General features: G+C 68.8%; 18 protein-coding genes and 2 pseudogenes. 15 read left to right on the top strand and 5 right to left on the bottom strand.

Going from position 1 to position 20,170, the window contains the following annotated elements:
• Positions 1–39 precede the first annotated feature (39 nt).
• From ACIHAX_RS12290 to ACIHAX_RS12270, 5 genes and pseudogenes are all read left to right on the top strand, one after another.
• Positions 40–918, top strand: a complete 879-nt coding sequence (locus ACIHAX_RS12290; protein ID WP_397277289.1) for a ribokinase — start codon at positions 40–42, stop codon at positions 916–918.
• Between the two features lie 52 nt (positions 919–970).
• Positions 971–2,341: a glutamine synthetase gene (locus tag ACIHAX_RS12285; RefSeq protein ID WP_397277287.1), complete on the top strand. Its 1,371-nt coding sequence runs from the start codon at positions 971–973 to the stop codon at positions 2,339–2,341.
• A 1-nt stretch (position 2,342) separates the two neighbouring features.
• The gene (locus ACIHAX_RS12280) at positions 2,343–3,422 is read left to right on the top strand and encodes an amidohydrolase family protein (protein WP_397277285.1); all 1,080 of its coding nucleotides are present in this window, start codon (positions 2,343–2,345) and stop codon (positions 3,420–3,422) included.
• A gap of 91 nt (positions 3,423–3,513) precedes the next feature.
• Positions 3,514–4,383: pseudogene (locus ACIHAX_RS12275) on the top strand (RtcB family protein); the annotation flags it as partial.
• Positions 4,384–5,187: 804 nt separating this feature from the next.
• Positions 5,188–5,763: pseudogene (locus ACIHAX_RS12270) on the top strand (RtcB family protein); the annotation flags it as partial.
• 49 nt (positions 5,764–5,812) lie between these two features.
• Here the strand turns inward: ACIHAX_RS12270 and ACIHAX_RS12265 are convergent.
• Complete coding sequence (locus tag ACIHAX_RS12265) at positions 5,813–6,295, bottom strand: hypothetical protein (protein WP_397277283.1); 483 nt, start codon at positions 6,293–6,295, stop codon at positions 5,813–5,815.
• Between the two features lie 107 nt (positions 6,296–6,402).
• Between ACIHAX_RS12265 and ACIHAX_RS12260 the strand changes: the two genes are divergently transcribed.
• On the top strand, positions 6,403–7,329 hold the full coding sequence (locus tag ACIHAX_RS12260; RefSeq protein ID WP_355072327.1) for an alpha/beta hydrolase: 927 nt from the start codon (positions 6,403–6,405) through the stop codon (positions 7,327–7,329).
• Between the two features lie 149 nt (positions 7,330–7,478).
• Complete coding sequence (locus ACIHAX_RS12255) at positions 7,479–9,593, top strand: RecQ family ATP-dependent DNA helicase (protein ID WP_397277281.1); 2,115 nt, start codon at positions 7,479–7,481, stop codon at positions 9,591–9,593.
• Between the two features lie 143 nt (positions 9,594–9,736).
• On the opposite strand, the gene ACIHAX_RS12250 is transcribed toward ACIHAX_RS12255, so the two are convergent.
• Genes ACIHAX_RS12250 through ACIHAX_RS12240 form a run of 3 tightly spaced genes read right to left on the bottom strand, consistent with a single transcriptional unit; the run spans position 9,737 to position 11,069 of the window.
• Positions 9,737–10,474: a contact-dependent growth inhibition system immunity protein gene (locus tag ACIHAX_RS12250; RefSeq protein ID WP_364432002.1), complete on the bottom strand. Its 738-nt coding sequence runs from the start codon at positions 10,472–10,474 to the stop codon at positions 9,737–9,739.
• 47 nt (positions 10,475–10,521) lie between these two features.
• Complete coding sequence (locus tag ACIHAX_RS12245; protein ID WP_355072321.1) at positions 10,522–10,830, bottom strand: hypothetical protein; 309 nt, start codon at positions 10,828–10,830, stop codon at positions 10,522–10,524.
• The gene (locus ACIHAX_RS12240) at positions 10,827–11,069 is read right to left on the bottom strand and encodes a hypothetical protein (protein WP_356966471.1); all 243 of its coding nucleotides are present in this window, start codon (positions 11,067–11,069) and stop codon (positions 10,827–10,829) included. The genes ACIHAX_RS12245 and ACIHAX_RS12240 overlap by 4 nt, the downstream gene beginning before the upstream one ends.
• 111 nt (positions 11,070–11,180) lie before the next feature.
• Between ACIHAX_RS12240 and ligD the strand changes: the two genes are divergently transcribed.
• Positions 11,181–12,149, top strand: a complete 969-nt coding sequence (gene ligD / locus ACIHAX_RS12235) for a non-homologous end-joining DNA ligase (protein WP_364431994.1) — start codon at positions 11,181–11,183, stop codon at positions 12,147–12,149.
• Positions 12,150–12,227: 78 nt separating this feature from the next.
• Positions 12,228–13,178 (top strand): D-isomer specific 2-hydroxyacid dehydrogenase family protein, encoded by a 951-nt coding sequence (locus tag ACIHAX_RS12230; protein ID WP_356966473.1) that lies wholly within the window; start codon positions 12,228–12,230, stop codon positions 13,176–13,178.
• A gap of 35 nt (positions 13,179–13,213) precedes the next feature.
• Here the strand turns inward: ACIHAX_RS12230 and ACIHAX_RS12225 are convergent, their stop codons facing one another.
• Positions 13,214–13,711 (bottom strand): GrpB family protein, encoded by a 498-nt coding sequence (locus tag ACIHAX_RS12225; protein ID WP_364431990.1) that lies wholly within the window; start codon positions 13,709–13,711, stop codon positions 13,214–13,216.
• A gap of 82 nt (positions 13,712–13,793) precedes the next feature.
• On the opposite strand from ACIHAX_RS12225, the gene ACIHAX_RS12220 reads away from it, so the two are divergent.
• From ACIHAX_RS12220 to ACIHAX_RS12195, 6 genes are all read left to right on the top strand, one after another.
• Entirely contained in the window at positions 13,794–14,780 is a 987-nt protein-coding gene (locus ACIHAX_RS12220; RefSeq protein WP_397277277.1) for an alpha/beta hydrolase, read from the top strand.
• Position 14,781: 1 nt separating this feature from the next.
• Positions 14,782–15,684 carry an SDR family NAD(P)-dependent oxidoreductase gene (locus ACIHAX_RS12215; protein WP_397277275.1) on the top strand — a complete coding sequence of 301 codons (903 nt, stop codon included), beginning with the start codon at positions 14,782–14,784 and terminating at the stop codon, positions 15,682–15,684.
• 10 nt (positions 15,685–15,694) lie between these two features.
• Positions 15,695–16,615 (top strand): ferritin-like domain-containing protein, encoded by a 921-nt coding sequence (locus ACIHAX_RS12210; RefSeq protein WP_355072954.1) that lies wholly within the window; start codon positions 15,695–15,697, stop codon positions 16,613–16,615.
• An 11-nt stretch (positions 16,616–16,626) separates the two neighbouring features.
• A complete protein-coding gene (locus ACIHAX_RS12205; RefSeq protein ID WP_397277273.1) occupies positions 16,627–18,132 on the top strand; it encodes a flavin-containing monooxygenase in 1,506 nt (501 codons plus the stop codon).
• Between the two features lie 95 nt (positions 18,133–18,227).
• Entirely contained in the window at positions 18,228–19,010 is a 783-nt protein-coding gene (locus ACIHAX_RS12200; RefSeq protein WP_355072306.1) for a MerR family transcriptional regulator, read from the top strand.
• A 39-nt stretch (positions 19,011–19,049) separates the two neighbouring features.
• Positions 19,050–20,144: a methyltransferase gene (locus ACIHAX_RS12195; protein ID WP_397277270.1), complete on the top strand. Its 1,095-nt coding sequence runs from the start codon at positions 19,050–19,052 to the stop codon at positions 20,142–20,144.
• Positions 20,145–20,170: the final 26 nt, after the last annotated feature.

The following is a 20,170-nucleotide window of genomic DNA, read 5'->3' as shown; positions in this document are numbered from 1 at the left end:
ACGTGCGCGACCCGGGCCGGGCGACTACCGTCCGGCGATATGACGGTCGAATCGGACGCTCCCGCGATCGTGGTGCTCGGCAGCGTCAACATGGACCTGATCACTACGACCGCACGCAGACCGGTCCCCGGTGAGACGGTCCTCGGCAACGGCTTCGCCATGGTGCCCGGCGGGAAAGGCGCGAATCAGGCGATCGCTGCGCGGCGGGCGGGCGGCGAGGTCAGCTTCCTCGGGGCGGTCGGCGACGACGTCTTCGCCGGTGAACTGCGCGCGGCGCTCACGGACGCCGCGGTGTTCACCGACCGGCTGCGCACGGTCGCCGGGCCGAGCGGCATCGCCACGATCGTGGTGGACGACGACGGCGAGAACAGCATCATCGTCGTCGGAGGCGCCAACACGCGGATGACCGAGCTGACCGAGGACGACCTGGCGGCGATCGCGGCCGCCGATATCTTGTTGTGCCAGCTGGAGATTCCGGTCGAAACGATCGCCGCCGCGGCCCGCCACGCCCGCGCGCACGACACCACCGTGCTGGTGAACCCATCGCCCGCCCGTCCGCTGCCCGCCGATCTTTGGACGAATATCGATGTCGCCGTGGTGAATTCCGGCGAGGCCGAGCAACTGGGCGCGGACCTGGACACCGTCGCGCACGTGGTCGTCACCCGCGGGGCGGCGGGCGCGGACTATCGCGGACCGGACGGCGCCCGCCTGTCCCAGCCCAGCCCGCGGGTCGATGTCGTCGACACCACCGGCGCGGGCGACGCCTTCACCGGTGCGCTGGCCGCAGCCTGGCATCGGGGGCCGGAATGGGCGCTGACCTGGGCTTGCGCGGCCGGGGCGCTGGCTACGACCCGGTTGGGCGCGAGCAGTTCGATCCCGGCCCGCGAGGAGATCACCGCAGCCCTCGCCGCGGAGTGACGACTCGCGCCGCGGCGGCTCCCGCTGCGCCCGAGCCGATATCGTGATGCGCATGGCCACCACGCCGGATCGCATCCCCGCCGAGGGCGACACCGCGCCGATCGAGCGGCTGGACGCGGCCATGGTCGCGCTGAGCTTCGTGGACAACGCGGGCATCACGCGCGTGAAAACCGTCCCCAGCCAGCGGCTGGACCGAGCGTCCCGGTACGGCGTCGGAGTGTCGCCGTGCTTCGAGACCTTCGCCTTCGACGACCTGATGGCGATCGGGCGCTATCTCGGCGGGCCCGACGGCGACCTGCGACTCGTCCCCGATCTGAGCATGCTCACCGAACTGGCCTGCCAGCCCGGCTGGGCGTGGGCGCCCACGGACAAATACACCCAGGACGGCACCCGCTTCGCCGCTTGCCAGCGCCACTTCGCGGCACGCCAGACGGCTGCGGCGCAGGCCGCCGGACTGCGGTTGTCCATGGCGTTCGAGACCGAATGGGCGGTGGGCCGCGCCGACGACACCGACGACTTCACACCCGCGATCCACGGCCCCGCCTACGGACTGGTGCGGCTCGGGCAGGTGGCCGACTACGCCGCCGACCTGGTCGCCGCACTCGAGCGCCAAGGCGTCACCGTCGCCCAGTTCCATCCCGAATACGCCCTCGCGCAACTGGAGTTGTCGGTCGAACCGTCCGAGCCGGTCACCGCCGCCGACGAGGCCGTGCTGGTCCGGCACACGATCCGGCAGGTGAGCGCGCGGCACGGCAGGCGGGCGCTGCTCGCCCCGTGCATCGAACCGGGCGGCGCCGGTTCCGGAGCGCACCTGCACCTGTCGGTGACCGACGAGGACGGACCGCTGTTCGCGGACGGCGACGGCCCGCACGGCATGCGGCGGACCGGCGAGGCGTTCCTGGCGGGAGTGCTGCGCGAACTGCCCGCGCTGGTCGCGGTCGGCGCGGGCAATCCGGCGAGCTTCCTGCGGTCGGAGCCGTCGCGCTGGGCGGGAGTCTGGCAGTGCTGGGGCCACGAGACCAGAGAGGCCGCGCTACGGTTCGTCACCGGGGTGCGCGGCACCGAGGCGTGGGCGGCCAACGCCGAGATCAAATGTTTCGACGCGACCGGCAATCCGTACCTGATCGTCGGGTCGGTGATCGCCGCTGGGCTCGCCGGTGTCGCCGAACAGTTGCGCCTTCCGGTCGAAATCACCGGTGATCCAGCGACTTTCGACGCCGAGGCACGCATGGTATCGAATGTGCGCCGCCTGCCGACCACCCCGTCCGAAGCCGCCGACCACCTCGCCGCGTCCACGGTGCTCGCCGACGCCATGGGCGTCGAACTACACGACTCGATGCTCACCGTGCGCCGCGCGGAGGCCGAGCGGTACGCCGCCGCGAGCGCCGACGAGCTGGTCGCCCTGACCCGCTGGCGGTTCTGACATGCTCACCGACGGTGTCCGGCTCACCGACCACCACTGCCACGGGGTGTACACCGAGAACCTGGATCGGCCCGGCTTCGAGCGCTTGCTCGGGGAAGGCGCGCGCGGCAGTTTCGATTCCGCGATCGGGCTCGCCGTGCGCCGCTGGTGTGCCCCCGCGCTCGATCTGCCCGCCCACGTCGGCCCGGACGTCTACCTGCGTCATCGCGCCCGGCTCGGCGCGCGCGAGGTGTCCGCCCGGCTGCTGCGCGCCACCGGGGTGACCCGATGGTTTCTGGACACCGGAATCGGTGGTGGAACAGCGGATTTCATCGAGCTGGCCGGCGGGGAGGTGCGCGAGGTGGTGCGGCTGGAGCAAGTGGCCGAGCAAGTCGTCGCGCAGGTCGGCGCGGTGTCCGGGGTGTACGAGCGGATCGAGGAGGAGCTGCGCGCTCGGGCGGTCGGCGCCGTCGGGTTGAAGACGATCGTGGCCTACCGGTGCGGTCTGGACTTCCCGCCGCGGGATCACCCGCCGACCAGTTTCGCGCCCGAGCACCGGCTCACCGATCCGGACGTCCTCGGCTGGCTGGTCGGCCTCGGCGCGCGCATCGGCGCCGAACTAGGTCTTCCGCTGCAATTCCACACCGGATTCGGTGACCCGGACCTGCGCCTGCGGCACGGCGACCCGCTGCTGCTCACCGACTTCCTGCGCCGGACCGCGGGCACCGGGCTGTCGGTGATGTTGCTGCACTGCTGGCCCTTCCATCGCCATGCCGCTTACCTCGCGCACGTCTTCGAGCACGTCCATCTGGATCTGGGCCTGACCATCCCTTATGTGGGACAGCGGGCCGGGGCCGTGCTGGCCGAGACGCTGGAGCTGGCTCCGTTCCGGGCGCTGTGTTACTCCTCCGACGGCTACGGGCTCCCAGAGTTGCACTACCTGGGCGCCCTGCTCTGGCGGCGCGGTCTCGGCAAGCTCGTCGACGAGTGGCTCGCCGACGACGCGATCACCACCGCCGACGCCGAAGCCCTGGTCAGCGCCATCGCCCACGGGAACGCCGAGCGCGTCTATCGCGCACGGTTCGAGCAGGCGGCCGGCTGACCGCCAGCATTCCGGGCGGTCGAATATTCGGGTGCGCCGGGTGTCCTCGGTACCTACCGTTGATGGCATAACCAACGGAAGGATCGACACCATGTTTCCCGTCGAGCTGCGCGGCACCAAGGCGCAGACGCTGATGTGGGCCGACGAGCACGAGGTCGAGCAGGCCGCGCTCCAGCAGCTGCGCAACATCGCCGCGCTGAAATGGGTCCACGGCGTCCGCGTGATGCCGGACGTGCACCTCGGCAAGGGGGCCACGGTCGGCTCGGTGATCGCGATGAAGGACGCGGTGGCCCCCGCCGCGGTCGGCGTGGACATCGGGTGCGGCATGGAGAGCGTGCGCACCGATCTCACCGCGGCGGATCTGCCCGACAACCTGCGTTCGCTGCGGTCGCGCATCGAGGCGGCGGTGCCGGTCGGCTTCCAGGCGCATCACGACGCCGTCGATGTCACCCGGCTCGGCGGCCAGGTCGCGGGCCTCGGCGCGAGCACGGCGGCGCTGCGCGCGGGCTGGGACCGGTTCTGGGGTTCGTTCGGCGCGCTGGACAGCCGGGTTCAGGCACGAGAGTCGAAGGCGCACAAGCAGATGGGCACGCTCGGCGGCGGCAACCACTTCATCGAGGTCTGCCTGGACCAGGACGACCGGGTGTGGATCCTGTTGCACTCCGGCAGCCGCAACATCGGCAAGGAACTCGCCGAGCGGCACATCTCGATCGCGCGCACGCTGCCGCACAACGTCGATCTGCCCGACCGCGACCTGGCGGTCTTCGTCTCCGGCACGCCGGAGATGCGGGCGTACCGGCGCGACCTCACCTGGGCGCAGGAGTACGCGGCGCGCAACCGCGCGGTGATGCTCGCCCTGGTCTGCCGTGCGGTCGCCGCCGAATTCGCCGATCGCAGAGTGCGTTTCGAGCAGCCGATAAGCTGCTTCGCCGGGGAGACCTCGGTGATGACGGAACAAGGTTGCCGCCCTATCTCGGAGCTCGCGGGTGGCATGCATACCTTGCTCACGGAGGGCGGCGAGTGGGTGAAGGCGCCCATCATGTCCTTCGGTCATCAACCACTCTGGGAGCTGGTCGTTGGGCGCTACGGACAAGAGCGCACCATTCGCGCGACAGCTGAGCATCGCTGGCTTCTTCGACCGAAGGTCGCACATAACCGCACCGAGGCAATCACTTCGGGACTCCGCGTCGGAGATCGCCTGGCCTACGTCTTCCCGAAGCGCCCGGATGACCTCCAACCGTCTCGGGAAGGCATCGCCCGCGGCTTCGTGTTCGGCGATGGCAGCATCGCTGGTGACGCGCTGGCTAATGCCATCTTCTATGGGTCGAAAGACATGGCACTACTGCCCTACTACGACAACCTCGAGCGCGTACGAACCTACTATTACCTGTACTCGGACGACCCATCGCGGAAGACCTACGTGAAGTTGAACGAGGTCGCGCAACTTCGAAAGCAGGGCTACAACGTAAAAGCGTACAAGCGGTTAGGCGGACTTCCGCGCGAGTGGAAGCGCGAGTATCCGCCACTCGACGGATCACGTTCCGATCTGTACGGCTGGCTCGCGGGCTACTTCGCGGCAGACGGAGAGGTCGGTAAGACCGGCCGCCCGGCCATCCGGTCCGCGAATCGCGAGCATCTCGAATTCTTCAAGACTGCCTGCGATGTACTCGGCATCTGGACCCTCCCGATACGGAGGAAGACTCGCGAAGGGTTCGGCCGGTGCGAGTCCGACGTGTTCGTAATGGGCATCTCGCGCAGTGACGTCACGCCTGAGTTCTTTATCCATGCGAAGCACCGCTCGCTGTGGGCTGCTAATAGGAGCGCTGTCGAGCGACGCGGATGGACAGTTCGCTCGGTGAGGCCCACTACGGAGGTAGCAGAGGTCTTCTGCGCTGTTGTGGAAGAGACACACTCCTTCGCTCTCGAGGGAAACATCCTTACCGGAAACTGTCACCACAATTATGTGGCGGAGGAGATCATCGACGGCGTGCCCATGCTGGTCACCCGCAAGGGGGCCGTGCGCGCGGGGGAAGGCGATCTCGCGCTGATCCCCGGCTCGATGGGCACCCGCTCGTATGTCGTACGCGGCAAGGGGAACCCGGCTTCTTTCCAGTCCGCCTCGCACGGCGCGGGACGGCGGATGAGCCGCAACGCGGCCAAGAGGCAGTTCACCGTGGCCGACCTCATCGCCCAGACCGAGGGCGTCGAGTCGCGCAAGGACGCGGGCGTGGTGGACGAGATCCCGGCCGCGTACAAGGACATCGATGAGGTCATCGAGGCACAACGGGACCTGGTCGACGTGGTCGCGACGCTGCACCAGGTGCTCTGCGTCAAGGGCTGAACGTCGGCTGCGCGCCGGGCGGACCGACTCGCCCGGCGTGCGGCCGCGGTCAGCACCGCCGCAAGGTGGCGGCGAGCCCGGCTCCGATGAGCAACAGGCCGAGCACCAGCCCCCATCCGTTCAGCACCCAGTTGTAGAGGGCCAGGCGCCATTCCTCCGACAGCCCCGGCGTCTGCTCGATCAGACGCCAGAGGTCGTGAGGGAAGAACAACTGCACCGCGCCCGGCAGCAGACCCCACACCAGGCCCGCTATCACAGTGCCGACGGGTGAGTACGCGGCCAGCAGCGCCACCAGGAACAACAGCAACGCACCACCGATCATCTGGGCGTTCGAGCTCCAGCGGTCGCCCTCGTCCCCGAGGATCACCCACTGCCGGGTGCCGAGCCCGCCATGAGCGGCCAGGCCGATCCCGATGGGCGTCACCGACAGGCCGACGAGCGTGCCCGTCACAGTGCGCGAGACATTGTTGCTGGTCCGGAACTCGGCGCCCGGCGGAGCCCACCCCGCGGGCGGCTGAATGTGGCTCGACACCGCTGCCTCCTCCCCGGTCCCCCTACCGGGGATTCAGGGCTTCATTGTCCATCGCCGGGAGCTGTTTCGCTCTGGATGTCTCGGCGGCGTACTGGATACCATCGGATATGCCCTGGCGGCCCTCGTTCTTCTCACCCGCTCCTGCGGACGCGGCGGCCGGCCCGCCGGAGATCCCCGGCGTGCGGCGTTCCTATGTCACCGCTCGCGGGGTGCGTTTCCACGTCACCGAGGCGGGACCGACGGATGGCCGCCCCGTGTTGGCCTTGCACGGCTGGCCCGAGCATCATTACGCCTATCGTCACCTGCTCGCCGACCCGCCGGACGGACTGCGGATCATCGCGCCCGACCTACCCGGCTACGGCTGGTCCGGTCCCGCGCCGCACCGGTGGGCCAAGGACGAAGTCGCCTCCGACCTGCTCGCATTGCTGGACGCGCTCGGCCTGAAGCGCGTGCTGCTGGTCGGCCACGACTGGGGCGGTTACATCGCCCACCTGCTCGTGCTGCGCGAGCCGGAGCGATTCGACGCGCTGCTGGCGCTCAACATCGCCCACCCGTGGCAGACACCGCGCACTTTCCTCCCGCACGCGTGGCGGTTCCTGCTCTATCAACCCGCCGTCGCGGCGTTCGGCACCTACCTGCACCAGCGCACCCGCTTTCTGGACCTCGTCTTCGCCGGCGCCGTACGCGATCGCGAGAAGTTCGGACCCGAGGCGATTCGCGTCTACGCGGACCGTTTCCGCGACCCCGTCTGTGCCCGCACGGCGACCGACACCTACCGCACTTTCCTGCTGCGCGAAGTTCCGCGCTCGGCCGGACACGGCGAACGACGTCGAGCGAAGATTCCGATCCGCACCCTGTTCGGAGTCGAGGACGCGGCGGTCCATCCTTCGCTCGCCGCCGAGGAGACCGCGCGTGCCGACGACTACCGCCTGGAACCGGTGCGGGGCTGCGGCCACTTCATTCTCGAGGAACGTCCGGATCTGGTCCGTGCCCGGCTGGCCGAGTTGGCGGCCGCCACCGCGCGATCCGCCTGATCACGCCCTCACGTCGAGGATGCGCACCCGCCACGGCGAGTGCCGTGCCCGTGGAGATCGTGTGGCCGGAAGGCGCCGCGCGCGGCTGACCGATCGCCACACCGGCGCCCCGACGCCGCCTGTCGGTGGCGTCGGGCACGATGGACCGCATGACCACGGCCACCGACGCGTCTCCGATCGACCTCACGGCCCCCGACCTGCGCGAGCACGCCGAACAGCTGCTGCGCGAGCTGGCCGGGGCGGGCGCCGCGCTGCGGGAGGATCAGTGGACCGCGATCGAAGCGCTCGTCGTACGGCGGCGCAGGGCGCTGGTCGTGCAGCGCACCGGCTGGGGCAAGTCGGCGGTGTACTTCATCGCCGCCAAGCTGCTGCGCAGGGCCGGGCGCGGGCCCACGGTGATCGTGTCGCCGCTGCTCGCGCTGATGCGCAACCAGGTCGCGGCGGCACAGCGCGCGGGAGTGGTCGCCGCGACCATCAACTCGGGCAATGTCACCGAGTGGGACGAGATCCACGCACAGGTCGCCGCCGGTGCGGTCGACGTGCTGCTGGTCAGCCCGGAGCGATTGAACAATCCGGATTTCCGGGATCAGGTGTTGCCCCGGCTCGCGGCCGACGCCGGGCTGGTGGTGATCGATGAAGCGCACTGTGTGTCGGACTGGGGCCACGACTTCCGGCCGGACTACCGGCGCATCCGGACGCTGATCGCCGACCTGGGCTCGGACGTCCCGGTGCTCGCCACCACCGCGACGGCCAACGACCGGGTGGTCACCGATGTCGCCACCCAGATCGGCACCGACACCCTGGTGCTGCGCGGCACGCTGGATCGCGAGTCGCTGCACCTGTCGGTGGTCCGCTTCGACGATGCCGTGGAGCGCACCGCCTGGCTCGGCGGGCACCTCGACCGGCTGCCCGGCTCCGGCATCGTCTACACGCTCACCGTCGCCGCCGCGCACGATCTGGCCGACGTGCTGAACTCACACGGCCACACCGTCGCCGCCTATACGGGCCAGACCGACCCGGCCGAACGCGAGGCGCTCGAAGCGGCGCTGTTGAACAACGAGGTGAAGGCGCTCATCGCCACCTCCGCGCTCGGCATGGGCTTCGACAAACCCGATCTGGGATTCGTGGTGCACATCGGTGCGCCGTCCTCGCCCATCGCCTACTACCAGCAAGTGGGACGCGCGGGGCGGGGCACCGACCGGGCCGAGGTGATCCTGCTTCCCGGCCCCGAGGACGCGCGGATCTGGAGCTACTTCGCCTCCGTCGCCTTTCCCCGCGAGCACATCGTGCGTGCCGTGCTCGACGCGCTGGAATCCGACCGGGCGTTGTCCACCGCGGCGTTGGAACCGCTGGTGGAGTTGAACCGCTCCCGGCTGGAGATGGTGTTGAAGGTGCTCGACGTGGACGGCGCGGTGCGCCGCGTGCGCGGCGGCTGGATCGCCACGGGCCGGCCGTGGACCTATGAGACCGAACGGTACGAGCGCCTGTCCATCGCCCGCGAGGCCGAGCAGCAGGCCATGATCGACTATCAATCGACCGCCGGTTGCCGCATGGAATTCCTGCGCCGCCAGCTCGACGACCCGGGTTTGTCCACGGATTCGCCCGGCTGCGGCCGCTGCGACAACTGCACCGGCCACCGCCCCGACCGCACTGTCGCCGCCGACGCGGTGGCCGCGACCAAGGCCCGGCTCGATCGTCCCGGCCTCGATCTCGCGCCGCGCAAGCAGTGGCCCACCGGTATGGCCAAGCTGGGAATCCCTTTGTCCGGCAAGATATCCGGCGGAGCCGAGACCGGTCGTGTTCTCGGCAGGCTGACCGACCTCGGCTGGGGGCAGCGACTGCGCGCGCTGCTCGACGGCCCCGACGACCCGGTTCCCGACGCGGTCTTCGACGCCTGCGTCGCCGTTCTGCGCGAGTGGGATTGGGCCGCCCGCCCGACCTCGGTGCTCGCCCTGGAATCGCCACGCCACCCCGTGCTCACCGCCACCCTCGCCGCCCGCCTCGCCGAAGTCGGCCGCCTGCACGACCTCGGCACGCTGCGCACCCGCCCGGACCGACCGCCCGTCTCGGCGGCGAACTCCGCGCATCGCGTCGCCGGACTCTTCGATTCCTGGGAGATCCCCGACCTGACCCGAGTACCGGGCCCGATCTTGCTGGTGGACGCCATCACCGACACCGGCTGGACCTTCACCGTCGCCGCCCACGCCCTCCGAGCAGCCGGCGCCGCCGCCATCCTCCCCTTCGCCTTGGCCACACCGACATAACGACGACACCCAGCGAACGCGTGCGGGTCTTCTGCCCAACGAAGAAGCCGCACGCCGTCGAACCGCTCCACCGGCATCCATCCGGCACGCCTGCAACGCCGGTTCGTAGGCTTCGCCCCGCTGAACGTCCTGGACCGTAGCTGCTAGTCGTTGCCGGGCGGATCGGTCAGAAAATCTGTGATGCGGTGCCAGATCTCTTCGTGCGGTGCACCGTGTTCGGTCAAATCACCCAGGTCACGGACCTTGTCGATGACGATTCGTATGCGAGTGACCGCGACCGGGTCCCGCCTCCAATGTTCCTGGCCGACTCGCAGCGTCGCGACCAGCAGGTCACCAGGAAAAAGGTCGCCTCCGGCCAGTGGATTCCATTGCAACTGGTGTAACACACGCGGCAGTAGGACATCGACGCCTTCGTTCTGCTGCAGAAGACGACGAACATCTTCGTCGGTCAGACGCCCGATCGGCTTGCGCCGCAGCTCATGCACAGTACGCATCAGACCGCTCGCATCCGCAGGCATCGTGGGCCACACGTCGTCCTCGAGCTGCTCCAACGACAGATCCTCATCAGCGTCCGCGCATACCGTCCATCTCCCGGTTTCGTACCGGAAAAAGAGAGTAGCGACGTTGTCCGGTGCATGAACGATTCGCGCGAAGGCGACATCTCCGAAGAGGCGGAGGCCCGAAACCTCGAAAGTAGGCTCACCGATCGGCTCACCAGACGGCTCGTCATAGTCGGGATCGGGCACATTGTCCAAGAACTGCTCGGCTTCCTCGGCGCACATCAACGCGGCCATCTCACGAGGGATCCCGCGCTCCACCGCCACCCAGAACTCGTTGATCAGCCCCAGGATCAGCGACTCGTCGTCACCCGGAGATCTCATCCCGGCATTCTGCCCGCACCGCCGTCCCCGTGCCCCGTCCGCCGAAGTCACAGACTCAACGTCGCCCGCAAGCGCGCGTCCAGGGATTCCGTTTCCTCCAAGGAGAGCACGCCGAGGTGTTCGGTGAGCCAGGGCCGGTAGGCGCGGTGCAGTTTCAGGGTGTCGGCCCAGCCGTGCTCGGTGTGGGTGGCCAGCACGTGGCCCGGGTCGGCGTCGCGCAGTGGAACGACTTGCAACCAGCGATAGCGCGAAGTGATCACCGCCGAATCGGACACCAGCACCACTGTCATGCGCCGCGGGAAGGGGGTGCCGTCGCTGAGAGTCGGGGCGTAGCGCCAGACCTCACCGCGTCTCATGCGGCGCCGTCGGCGTCGTCGTCGGCGGCGGCCTGGGTGATCGCCACGTCGTCGTAGGCGGCGGCCAGTTCGGCTTCCTCGTCGATGGTCAACGCGGTCAGGCTGTCGTGCACGAGCGTGGTGCGCAGCGCGGCGTTGATCACCGCCGACAGGCTGCGGTTCTGGCGATCGGCGGCCGCTCTGGCCCACTCGGCCACCTGTGGATCCAGCGTGACGGTCACGCGCGTCGCCTTGCTCATACCCGTATGCATACCAGAGCGGTGCAGCGCCGCGGACCGGTACGGGACATCCGTCGCGGCGGCGCGCGATCGTGCGCGGATTTCCTTCGGCTCGGCCACTACAGTCGACCCGTGGCCAGCAAATCCACCGGGTCGGCGATCGAGCTAGAGGTCGGCGATCACACGCTCAAAGTCTCCAACCCCGACCGCGTCTACTTCCCGGAGTCCGGCGCGACCAAGCTCGACTTGGTGCGGTACTACCTGAGCGTCGGGGACGGCATCGTCAACGCGTTGCGCGGCAGGCCCTGCATGCTGCACCGGTTCCCCAAAGGACTCGCGGGCGACAAGGTGCATCAGAAGCGGCTTCCCGCGGGCGCGCCGGACTGGATTCCGACTGTGCGGGTGTACTTTCCGCGCTATGGACGGCACGCCGACGAGTTGTGCGTCGAGAAGCTCGCCGACGTCATCTGGGCGGTGCAGATGTCGACCGTCGAGTTCCATCCGTGGAATTCCCGCGCCGCCGATACCGAGCGTCCGGACGAGTGGCGCATCGACCTCGACCCGATGCCGGACTGCCCGTGGTCGCGGGTGCAGCGGGTCGCGACGGTGGTGCAAGAGATCCTCGACGAGATCGGCGCCGTCGGATGGCCGAAGACCTCCGGCGGCAACGGCCTGCACGTGTACGTCCGGATCGCGCCGCACTGGGGTTTCCAGGAGGTGCGCCGGGCGGCGCTGGCGTTCGCCCGCGAGGTCGAGCGCCGCGCACCCGATGACGTGACCACCACGTGGTGGCGGCGCGATCGCGACCCGAAGCTGCTGTTCGTCGACTACAACCAGAACGCGCGCGATCACACCATCGCCGCCGCCTACTCGGTGCGCGGCGTCCCCGCCGCGACGGTCTCCACCCCGGTACGCTGGGACGAGATTCCCGACATCGATCCGCGCGACTTCACCATGTCCTCCGTCCCCGCTCGCTTCGCCGAACTCGGCGATCTGCACGCGGGCATGGATGACGCGGTGTTCCACCTGGATCCTCTCCTGGAGTGGGCCGAGCGGGACAAGGTGGACGTGGAGCTCGACGACGAGCAGAGCGGGGCCTAGCGCCGCGCCCGGCGGTGCTACGGTCGCAACGTCCACCCGCTCGCGACCACGTCCTACTGCTCCGAAGGAGGTCCAACCATGAACCGGCCGGCAGTAACGATCGCGATCGCCCCCGCCGATCCTGCCCCCACCCTGGTGGAGAAGGCCGTGGTGGAGGCGGGCGCCGCCGTCTCCGATCTCGACGAGGCGCAAGGGCTGATCTGGGTCGGCGGCCCGGGCGAGTTCCCGGAGCGACTGCCCGCAGGCGTGGAATGGGTGCAGCTCCCGGCCGCCGGTATCGAGGAATGGTTCACCGCGGGCGTCATCGCCAGGCATCCCGGTGTGCGATTCACCTCAGCCGCAGGCGCTTTCGCGGCCAGTGTGGCCGAGCACGCGCTCATGCTGCTGCTCGCGGGCGTCCGCTACCTGCCCGAGCACTTGCGCGCGGCGGACTGGCGGCAGCAGGACTTCTTTCCGCACGTCGGCACGCTGCGCGGCAAGACCGTCACGATCGTCGGCGCGGGCGGCATCGGCCGTGCGCTGATCCCGATGCTGGTGCCGCTCGGCGCGCACATCATCGCGGTGAACCGCAGCGGACGGCCGGTCACCGGCGCAGGCATCCCGCCGTCGGTCGAGACGATCTCCGCCGAGCACCTCGGCCGGGTCTGGCCGCACACCGATCACGTGGTGGTCGCCGCGCCCGCCACGCCCGCCACCAGGCATCTCATCGGCGCGGACGTACTCGCGCGGCTCAAGCCGTCCTCCTGGATCGTCAACGTCGCGCGCGGCAGCCTCGTCGACACCGACGCACTGGTCGACGCGCTGCGCTCCGGCGCGATCGGCGGCGCCGGACTCGACGTCACCGACCCCGAGCCGCTCCCGGCGGGCCATCCGCTCTGGTCGCTGCCGAATGCCATTATCACCCCGCATGATTCGAATCCGCCCCAACTCCGCTTGGCGGCCTTCGCCGACCACGTCCAGGCGAACGTCGAGCGCTTCGTCGAACGCCGCCCGCTGCTCGCACCGATCGATCCCGCGCTCGGGTACTGACGAAGGCACTTCGCGCGCAACAACATTCGAGTGTGTCAGCCGAACAACGCTCGACCGAGGATTTCCTCGACAACTCCGCTCTTGGCGTTGGCGTAGTGCTGCACGAACTTCCATTCGCGCTGCGTCAGTTCGCGTTTGGTCCGTTCGTAATACGCACGATCGTCCTCGTGCGTGCGCAACCAGTCGCGGAAGGCCAGGATCCGCTCGATCTCGGGCCCTCCCGATTCCGGCGAGAGCACATGCAGATTCACGTTCCACCGCGCACCGCTGTCCACCCGACGAACGAAACAGCGATGCTGGTACCAGTCCGGTTGCCGGATACGCAGCTCATACCCGGCAGCCTCGAGGGCTGATAGATAGGCGACTTCGGCGGCGGCATCCGGAACAAGCAGCAGGACGTCGATGACCGCCTTGGCCGCGAGAGGGGGAACCGGCCACGCCGGGTTGTATTCCTCGAGCATCACCCCGGCCGCGTAGGGCCGCAAGTCGCCGACCGTCGCCGCCGCTATGTCGTCGTCATCCAACGTCGCCATACGTCACGGTAACCGGCACGCACATCAGCCTTCTAGAAATGTGCCATTGACAACTGGCACATTCATCACTGATTCTTAGCGCATGACAAGGTCGACGAGGACCTCGGTCCCCGGTGTTCCCACCGCGCCCTCGGCACGCGCCACTGTGGCCGCGGCAGCTACCAGGCTCACCCTGCGTCCGCTGAACTGCGCGGTTCCGATGAATCCGCCGGGTGTCTGGTTCGCGCGTAAGCTCATCGCCACCCTGATGGCCGTCGGCGGTCCGGTTCCGGCAGGCACTTCCGTCACTCAGGTCCGGTCGGGCGCGGTGCGCGGTGAATGGGTTCGGGCGGCGGGGGTGCCGTTCGGAACGCGGGCCGTCTACTACATCCACGGCAGCGGCTACGTGATCTGCTCGGCTCGCACCCATCGCGGGCTCGCGGCCCGGCTGTCGGCCGAGACGGGACTCCCGGTCTTCCTCTCCGACTATCGTCTGGCGCCCGAACACCGGTTCCCGGCCGCGGCCGACGACGTCGAAGCGGGCTACCGCTGGCTGCTCGGCCGTGGCATCGCCCCGGAAGACCTGGTGATCGCATGCGACTCCGCGGGTGGGCATCTCGCACTCGACCTGCTGGTCGAGAACGGACGGCACCGACGGCCGCAGCCCGCGGCCGTGGCGATGTTCTCCCCGCTGCTCGACCTCACCCTGAGCCTGGCGGCCGAGCGGGAACGCGTCCGGACCGATCCGCTGATCTCGGCCGCCGCCGCGAGCAAGCTGCCCGCGGCCTACACCAGCGGCCACGCCGCCGACGCGGCGCGCCTGCGGCTGGCCATCCCGCACGGTCTCGCGCTGCCGCCGATCCTGGTGCAGGTCGGCGGCACGGAGATGCTCGGCGCCGACGCAGAGGCGCTGTGCGAAATGGTCCGGCGCGCGGGCGGCAGCTGCGAACTCGAGATCTGGCCGGGACAACTGCATGTCTTCCAGGCCCTTCCCATGGTGGTGCCCGAAGCCGACCAGGCTCTCGCCCGCGCCGCCGACTTCCTGCGCGCGGTGCTGGTCGCTACCTCCGGCACGGAAAAGGTGAGCTGAGATGTTCGGATTGGACAAGTTGGTGGCCCTGGGCCGCACCCGGCGCACGCACGGCGCGCGAGCCGTGGTCACCGGCGCGGGCAGCGGCATCGGCCGGGCGTTCGCGCTGGAGATCGCGGCCCGCGGCGGACGGGTGATCTGCGCCGACATCGATGAGACGCGCGCCGACGAGACGGTCGCCCTGATCGAACGCGATCACCCTGGCGCCGCGCACGCCTTCCGCTGCGACGTGGCGCAACGGGAAGACGTGGAGCTGCTGGCCCGCTTCGCCGAAACGATTTTCGACCGCCCGGTCAGCCTGGTGATCAACAACGCCGGCGTCGGCATCGGCGGAAAAGCCGTGGGAAACATCGGTTTCGACGACTGGCAGTGGGCCCTGGGCATCAACCTCTGGGGCGTCGTGCACGGCTGTGAAGTGTTCGCTCCGCGTCTGCGCACGGCCGGGCGCGGCGGCATCATCAACGTCGCCTCGGCCGCCGGATTCGCCGCCGCGCCCTCGATGGCCGCCTACAACGTGTCCAAGGCGGGCGTGCTGTCGTTATCGGAGACCATGGCTGCCGAACTGAGCGGCTCCGGAGTCGCGGTCACCGTCCTGTGCCCGACGTTCGTCCGCACGAACGTCGCGCGCGACGGCCGGATCACCAAGGAATCGGCGCAGCTGGCCGACTTTCTCATGCGCTGGACGGGATTCTCCCCCGAGCGCGTCGCGCGCACCGCCCTCGACGCGCACGACCGCGGGCAGCTCTACGTACTCCCCCAGCTGGACGCGCACGTCGTCTGGCTGCTCAAGCGGTACTTCCCCGCGCGATACACCTTTGCCCTCGGGCTCCTGGAGCGGCTGCTGCCACAAGAGGACTCGACCACCACCGACCGCACGTCGGTCACCGACAAGACAGGAGTCTGACATGGCCGCCATCGCGATGGACTTCGACGACATGCTCCGCAAGATCAAGGACCGCCAGTGGGCACTGGCCGACATCGATTGGGACGCTCCGGGCGCCGAGACGATCACGCCGGAACTGCACGCCAAGCTCAAGCCGTTCATGGCCGATCTGATGTGGATCGAGAACGTCGGCGCGCGCGGCTTCGCGGCGATGGCCAAGAAGGCGCCGAACGAGACGCTGCGCGAGATCTACCGCTATTTCCACGCCGAGGAGCAGAAGCACGCCAACGCCGAGCTGGCGCTGATGCGCCGGTGGGGCATGCTCGACGGCGACGAGATCCCGCAGCCGAACGTCAACGTCAAGCTGGTGATCGATTTCCTGGACAAGTACTCCGACGACATGTCGCTGTCGTTCCTCGGCACCGTCATCCCGATGCTCGAGGTCGCGCTCGACGGCGCGCTGATCAAGTTCATCATGGACGAGATCGAGGACCCGGTCTGCCAGGAGGCGTTCAAGAAGATCAACTCCGACGAATCCCGCCATCTGGCGGTCGATTTCGCCGTGATGGACCTGCTGGGGCACGCGGAGATGCGCAAGCTGCTCATCGACCTGGTCGGCGGCTGGGCCAAGCCCTCGCTGATCATCGGCGTGCTGAGCTACGTGCCGCTGCTGAACAAGATGCGCGACAACATCGTCGCGATGGGCGTGGACGAGGAGAAGCTCTACGGCGCGCTCAAGCGGTACGCGAACGTGGGCGAGCGTAGTGAATTCGCCCGCAGGCTGCCGATGTACCAGATCGTGAAGACGCACGGCAGCTGGGTGATCGACCGTGGCCACCCCTACCACCTCGTGGCCGACGCGCTGGTGAAGATCACCGGGTTGGTGCCGAAGACGCTGCTGCGCAGCAACCCGACCTGGTCGAAGGAACTGACCTACGAGCCCGCGGCATGACAGGGAATCCGATGAGTACGCACACCCTCGACGTCGCCGTCATCGGCGGCGGATTCGCCGGAATCGGCACGGCCATCCGGCTGAAGCAACGCGGAATCCGTGATTTCGCGATTCTCGAGCGCGGCACCGCGATCGGCGGAACCTGGCGCGACAACACCTATCCCGGTGCGGCGTGCGATATTCCGTCGCGGCTGTACTCCTACAGTTTCGCGCCGAACCCGAACTGGTCGCGCACCTACTCCGGGAGCAACGAGATCCTCGGCTACATCGAGGCGATGGCCGCGGAGTTCCGGCTCGGTCCGCACATCCGGTTCGGCCACAACGTTTCCGGCATGGTGTTCGACGAGCAGGCCGGAGTGTGGGAGATATCGATCGACGGCCACGCGGACCCGATCCTCGCCCGCACCGTCGTACTGGCGTCCGGCCCGCTGGCCAATGCCAGTCTTCCGGACATCCGCGGCATCGAGACCTACCGAGGGCACAAGATCCACAGCGCCCGTTGGGATCACGACTACGACTTCACCGGCAAACGGGTCGCGGTCGTCGGCACCGGCGCCAGCGCGGTCCAGATCATCCCGGAACTGGTCGACAAGGCCGCCTCGGTGAAGGTGTTCCAGCGCACTCCCGGCTGGGTGCTGCCGCGGATCAATCGGCAGACCAACGGCTTGACCAAGGAGCTCTACCGTCGGCTGCCCGCCGCCGAGCAAATGGCGCGACGCGCCTGGTTCTACGGCCACGAGTCGGTAGCGCTGGGCGTGGTCTGGAACACGCCGCTGACCAGGGTGGTCGAGCTGGTCGGCAAGGCGCAGCTGCGCAGGCAGGTCAAGGATCCATGGCTGCGCCGCCAGCTCACTCCGGACTTCCGGGCCGGCTGCAAACGCCTGCTGATGACCGACGACTACTACCCCGCCCTGCAGCGGGACAACTGCAAGTTGATCACCTGGCCGATCGCCCGGATCTCCGAGCACGGCATCCGCACCGCGGAAGGCGTCGAGCACCAAGCGGATTGCATCGTCTTCGCGACGGGATTCGACGTCTCCAAAACCGGGACGCCCGTTCCGGTGGTCGGACGCGGTGGCCGGGTTCTCGCGGACGAGTGGTCGCGCGGGGCCTACGCCTACAAGAGCGTCGCGGTTTCCGGATATCCCAACCTGTATCTCACGTTCGGACCCAATTCCGGCCCGGGACACAACTCGGCGCTGGTCTACATGGAGGCCCAGATCGACTACCTCGTCGGCGCGATCGGCGTCATCCTGGACCGGGACCTGCGCATGCTGGACGTGCGGCGCGACCGGCAGGACCGCTACAACGCCGCCATCCAGCGCAGACTGTCGGCCACCACCTGGAACTCGGGATGCCACAGCTGGTATCTCACCGAGGACGGCTTCAACGCGACCATGTATCCGGGCTTCGCCACCCAGTACGTCCATCAATTGCGCAAGGTCGATCTGGACGACTACTTCGTGGTCGAATCGACCGCCGACCAGCGGCGACAACGAGTGGCACGGGTTTCCTGAGTGCCGGAGGCACCGGCGGCGCGGACGATAGACTCGGTCCGCAGGGAGTTCTACAGCGCGCCGCCGGTCCTTCGGCGCCGTGGGCAGCGAGGGAGGTGAGGTCGACGCCGGAGTACCGGATCGATGACCTCGCGCGCGCCGCGGGCACCACCACCCGCAACGTGCGCGCCTACCAGGAACGCGGGCTGCTGCCGCCGCCGGTCGGCAAGGACGGCCGGGCCAGCATCTACGACGACGCGCACCTCGAGCGGCTGCGCTTGATCGACGCGCTGCTCCAGCGCGGTTTCACCACCGCGCACATCGCCGACTTCATCACCAGCTGGGAGACCGGCAAGGACCTGACCGAGGTACTCGGCCTGCAACACGCCGTGACGGCGTCCTGGGCCAAGGACGAGACCTTCGAGGTGCCCCGCGAGCTGATCGGCACCATCCTCGGCGCCGACGCCGACGAGCTGGTCGACCGGCTGCGCGAGATGCGGCTGGTCCGGCTGGAGGGCGACACGGTGGTGTTCACCGAGACCCAGTTGCTCACCTCGTTCGCCGAACTGCACGAGTACGGTCTGGAACTGCGCACGCTCATCGAGATCTATGCCAAGGTGGCCGACCGGATCGATGACATCACGCACATCATGATCACCGCCGCCAAACAGCACATCATCGACGAGCACGGTCCCGGCTGGATGCCCGACACCAGCGGCGAAATCGCCGAGACCACAACGATGCTCAACAAGATGCGCGAGCTGGCGGTCGCCTCGGTGCACGCCACGCTCGCCCGCTCGCTGGACGTCACGCTGCGCCGCGAACTCGGCGACTATCTCGCCACCGCCGCCGAGCGAGAGAAACAGCGCAGCGAATCCGGGCGCGACGTACCCTCCTAGACAAGCGCAGAGTGCCGACCTTCGACGGATGGAGTCGCCGTGGCGTCCGACCGACCGAGAATTCCGCCGCTGCCGCTGGTACGGGCCGTCGAATCGGTGCGCGCCGCCCTGGCCTTCGCGTTCCGCAAGCTGGTGCCCGGGCACCTCGCGCTGATGGAGCTGATCGCCGCCGGATGGATCACGCAGGCCATCCACGCCGCCGCGGCGCTCGGCGTGGCCGACGCACTCGCGGCGGGGCCGCGGTCGGGCGCGGACCTCGCGGCGGCGGTCGGCGCCGACGAGGACGCGCTGCGGCGGTTGCTGCGCCTGCTGATCAGCCACGGCATCTTCACCCAGCGACGCGACGGACGGTACGCGCTGACGCCGATGGCGCGAGCCCTGTGCCGCGACTCGGACGTGTCGTTGCGCGACGCGGTGCTGTTCTTCGGTTCGCCCGGGCACCGCAACCACTGGTCGCACTTGGTCGACGCCGTGCGCACCGGCGAACCGGTCGGCGTGAAGCTCGACGGGATGCCGTTCTTCGAATACATCCAGCACGACCGGGAACTCGGCGCACTGTTCGACCGCGCGATGACCAGCATCGGCACCCTGTCGATGGAGCCGCTGTTCGCGGCCTACGATTTCGGCCGCTACGCGACCCTGGTCGACGTCGGCGGCGGCGAAGGGACGATGCTCACCGAGATCCTGCGCCGCGCACCACGATCGCGTGGCATTCTGTTCGACGTGCCCGAAGTGGTGGCCGCGGCCCCCGCTCGGCTCGCCGCGCTCGGTCTCGCCGATCGCTGCGCGGTGGAGAGCGGATCCTTCTTCGACAGCGTCCCCAGGGGCGGCGACGCCTACATCCTCAAGCACATCCTGCACGACTGGGCCGAACCGGACGCCGGTCGCATCCTCCGCACCGTGCGCGCGGCCATGGAACCCGACGCCCGGTTGCTGATCGTCGAACTGGTCGTCCCCGAACACGCCGCACCGCACCCGAGCAAGTACATCGACTTGGAGATGCTGGTCAACGCGGGCGGACGGGAACGCACCGAGGCCGAGTACCGCGACTTCCTCGCCAGGAACGGATTCACGCTGACCCAGCGCGTACCGACGGCTTCCCCGGACAACGTGCTCGAGGCCAGGCCGAGCTGAACCCGCTCGCCGGACGCGTTGCCGCT

Source organism: Nocardia sp. NPDC051929 (genome assembly GCF_044548645.1).
Classification (GTDB): domain Bacteria; phylum Actinomycetota; class Actinomycetes; order Mycobacteriales; family Mycobacteriaceae; genus Nocardia; species Nocardia sichangensis.
This window is presented reverse-complemented; position numbering and strand designations above follow the sequence as displayed.

Excerpts from the sequence above, each read along its gene's own strand:
- ACIHAX_RS12240 (WP_356966471.1), bottom strand. The coding sequence starts at position 11,069 with ATGAGCAAGGCGACGCGCGTGACCGTCACGCTGGATCCACAGGTGGCC.
- ACIHAX_RS12205 (WP_397277273.1), top strand. The coding sequence starts at position 16,627 with ATGAGTACGCACACCCTCGACGTCGCCGTCATCGGCGGCGGATTCGCC.
- ACIHAX_RS12215 (WP_397277275.1), top strand. The coding sequence starts at position 14,782 with ATGTTCGGATTGGACAAGTTGGTGGCCCTGGGCCGCACCCGGCGCACG.
- ACIHAX_RS12280 (WP_397277285.1), top strand. The coding sequence starts at position 2,343 with ATGCTCACCGACGGTGTCCGGCTCACCGACCACCACTGCCACGGGGTG.
- ACIHAX_RS12285 (WP_397277287.1), top strand. The coding sequence starts at position 971 with ATGGCCACCACGCCGGATCGCATCCCCGCCGAGGGCGACACCGCGCCG.
- ACIHAX_RS12260 (WP_355072327.1), top strand. The coding sequence starts at position 6,403 with ATGCCCTGGCGGCCCTCGTTCTTCTCACCCGCTCCTGCGGACGCGGCG.
- ACIHAX_RS12230 (WP_356966473.1), top strand. The coding sequence starts at position 12,228 with ATGAACCGGCCGGCAGTAACGATCGCGATCGCCCCCGCCGATCCTGCC.
- ACIHAX_RS12290 (WP_397277289.1), top strand. The coding sequence starts at position 40 with ATGACGGTCGAATCGGACGCTCCCGCGATCGTGGTGCTCGGCAGCGTC.
- ACIHAX_RS12225 (WP_364431990.1), bottom strand. The coding sequence starts at position 13,711 with ATGGCGACGTTGGATGACGACGACATAGCGGCGGCGACGGTCGGCGAC.
- ACIHAX_RS12220 (WP_397277277.1), top strand. The coding sequence starts at position 13,794 with ATGACAAGGTCGACGAGGACCTCGGTCCCCGGTGTTCCCACCGCGCCC.
- ACIHAX_RS12245 (WP_355072321.1), bottom strand. The coding sequence starts at position 10,830 with ATGAGACGCGGTGAGGTCTGGCGCTACGCCCCGACTCTCAGCGACGGC.
- ACIHAX_RS12250 (WP_364432002.1), bottom strand. The coding sequence starts at position 10,474 with ATGAGATCTCCGGGTGACGACGAGTCGCTGATCCTGGGGCTGATCAAC.
- ACIHAX_RS12255 (WP_397277281.1), top strand. The coding sequence starts at position 7,479 with ATGACCACGGCCACCGACGCGTCTCCGATCGACCTCACGGCCCCCGAC.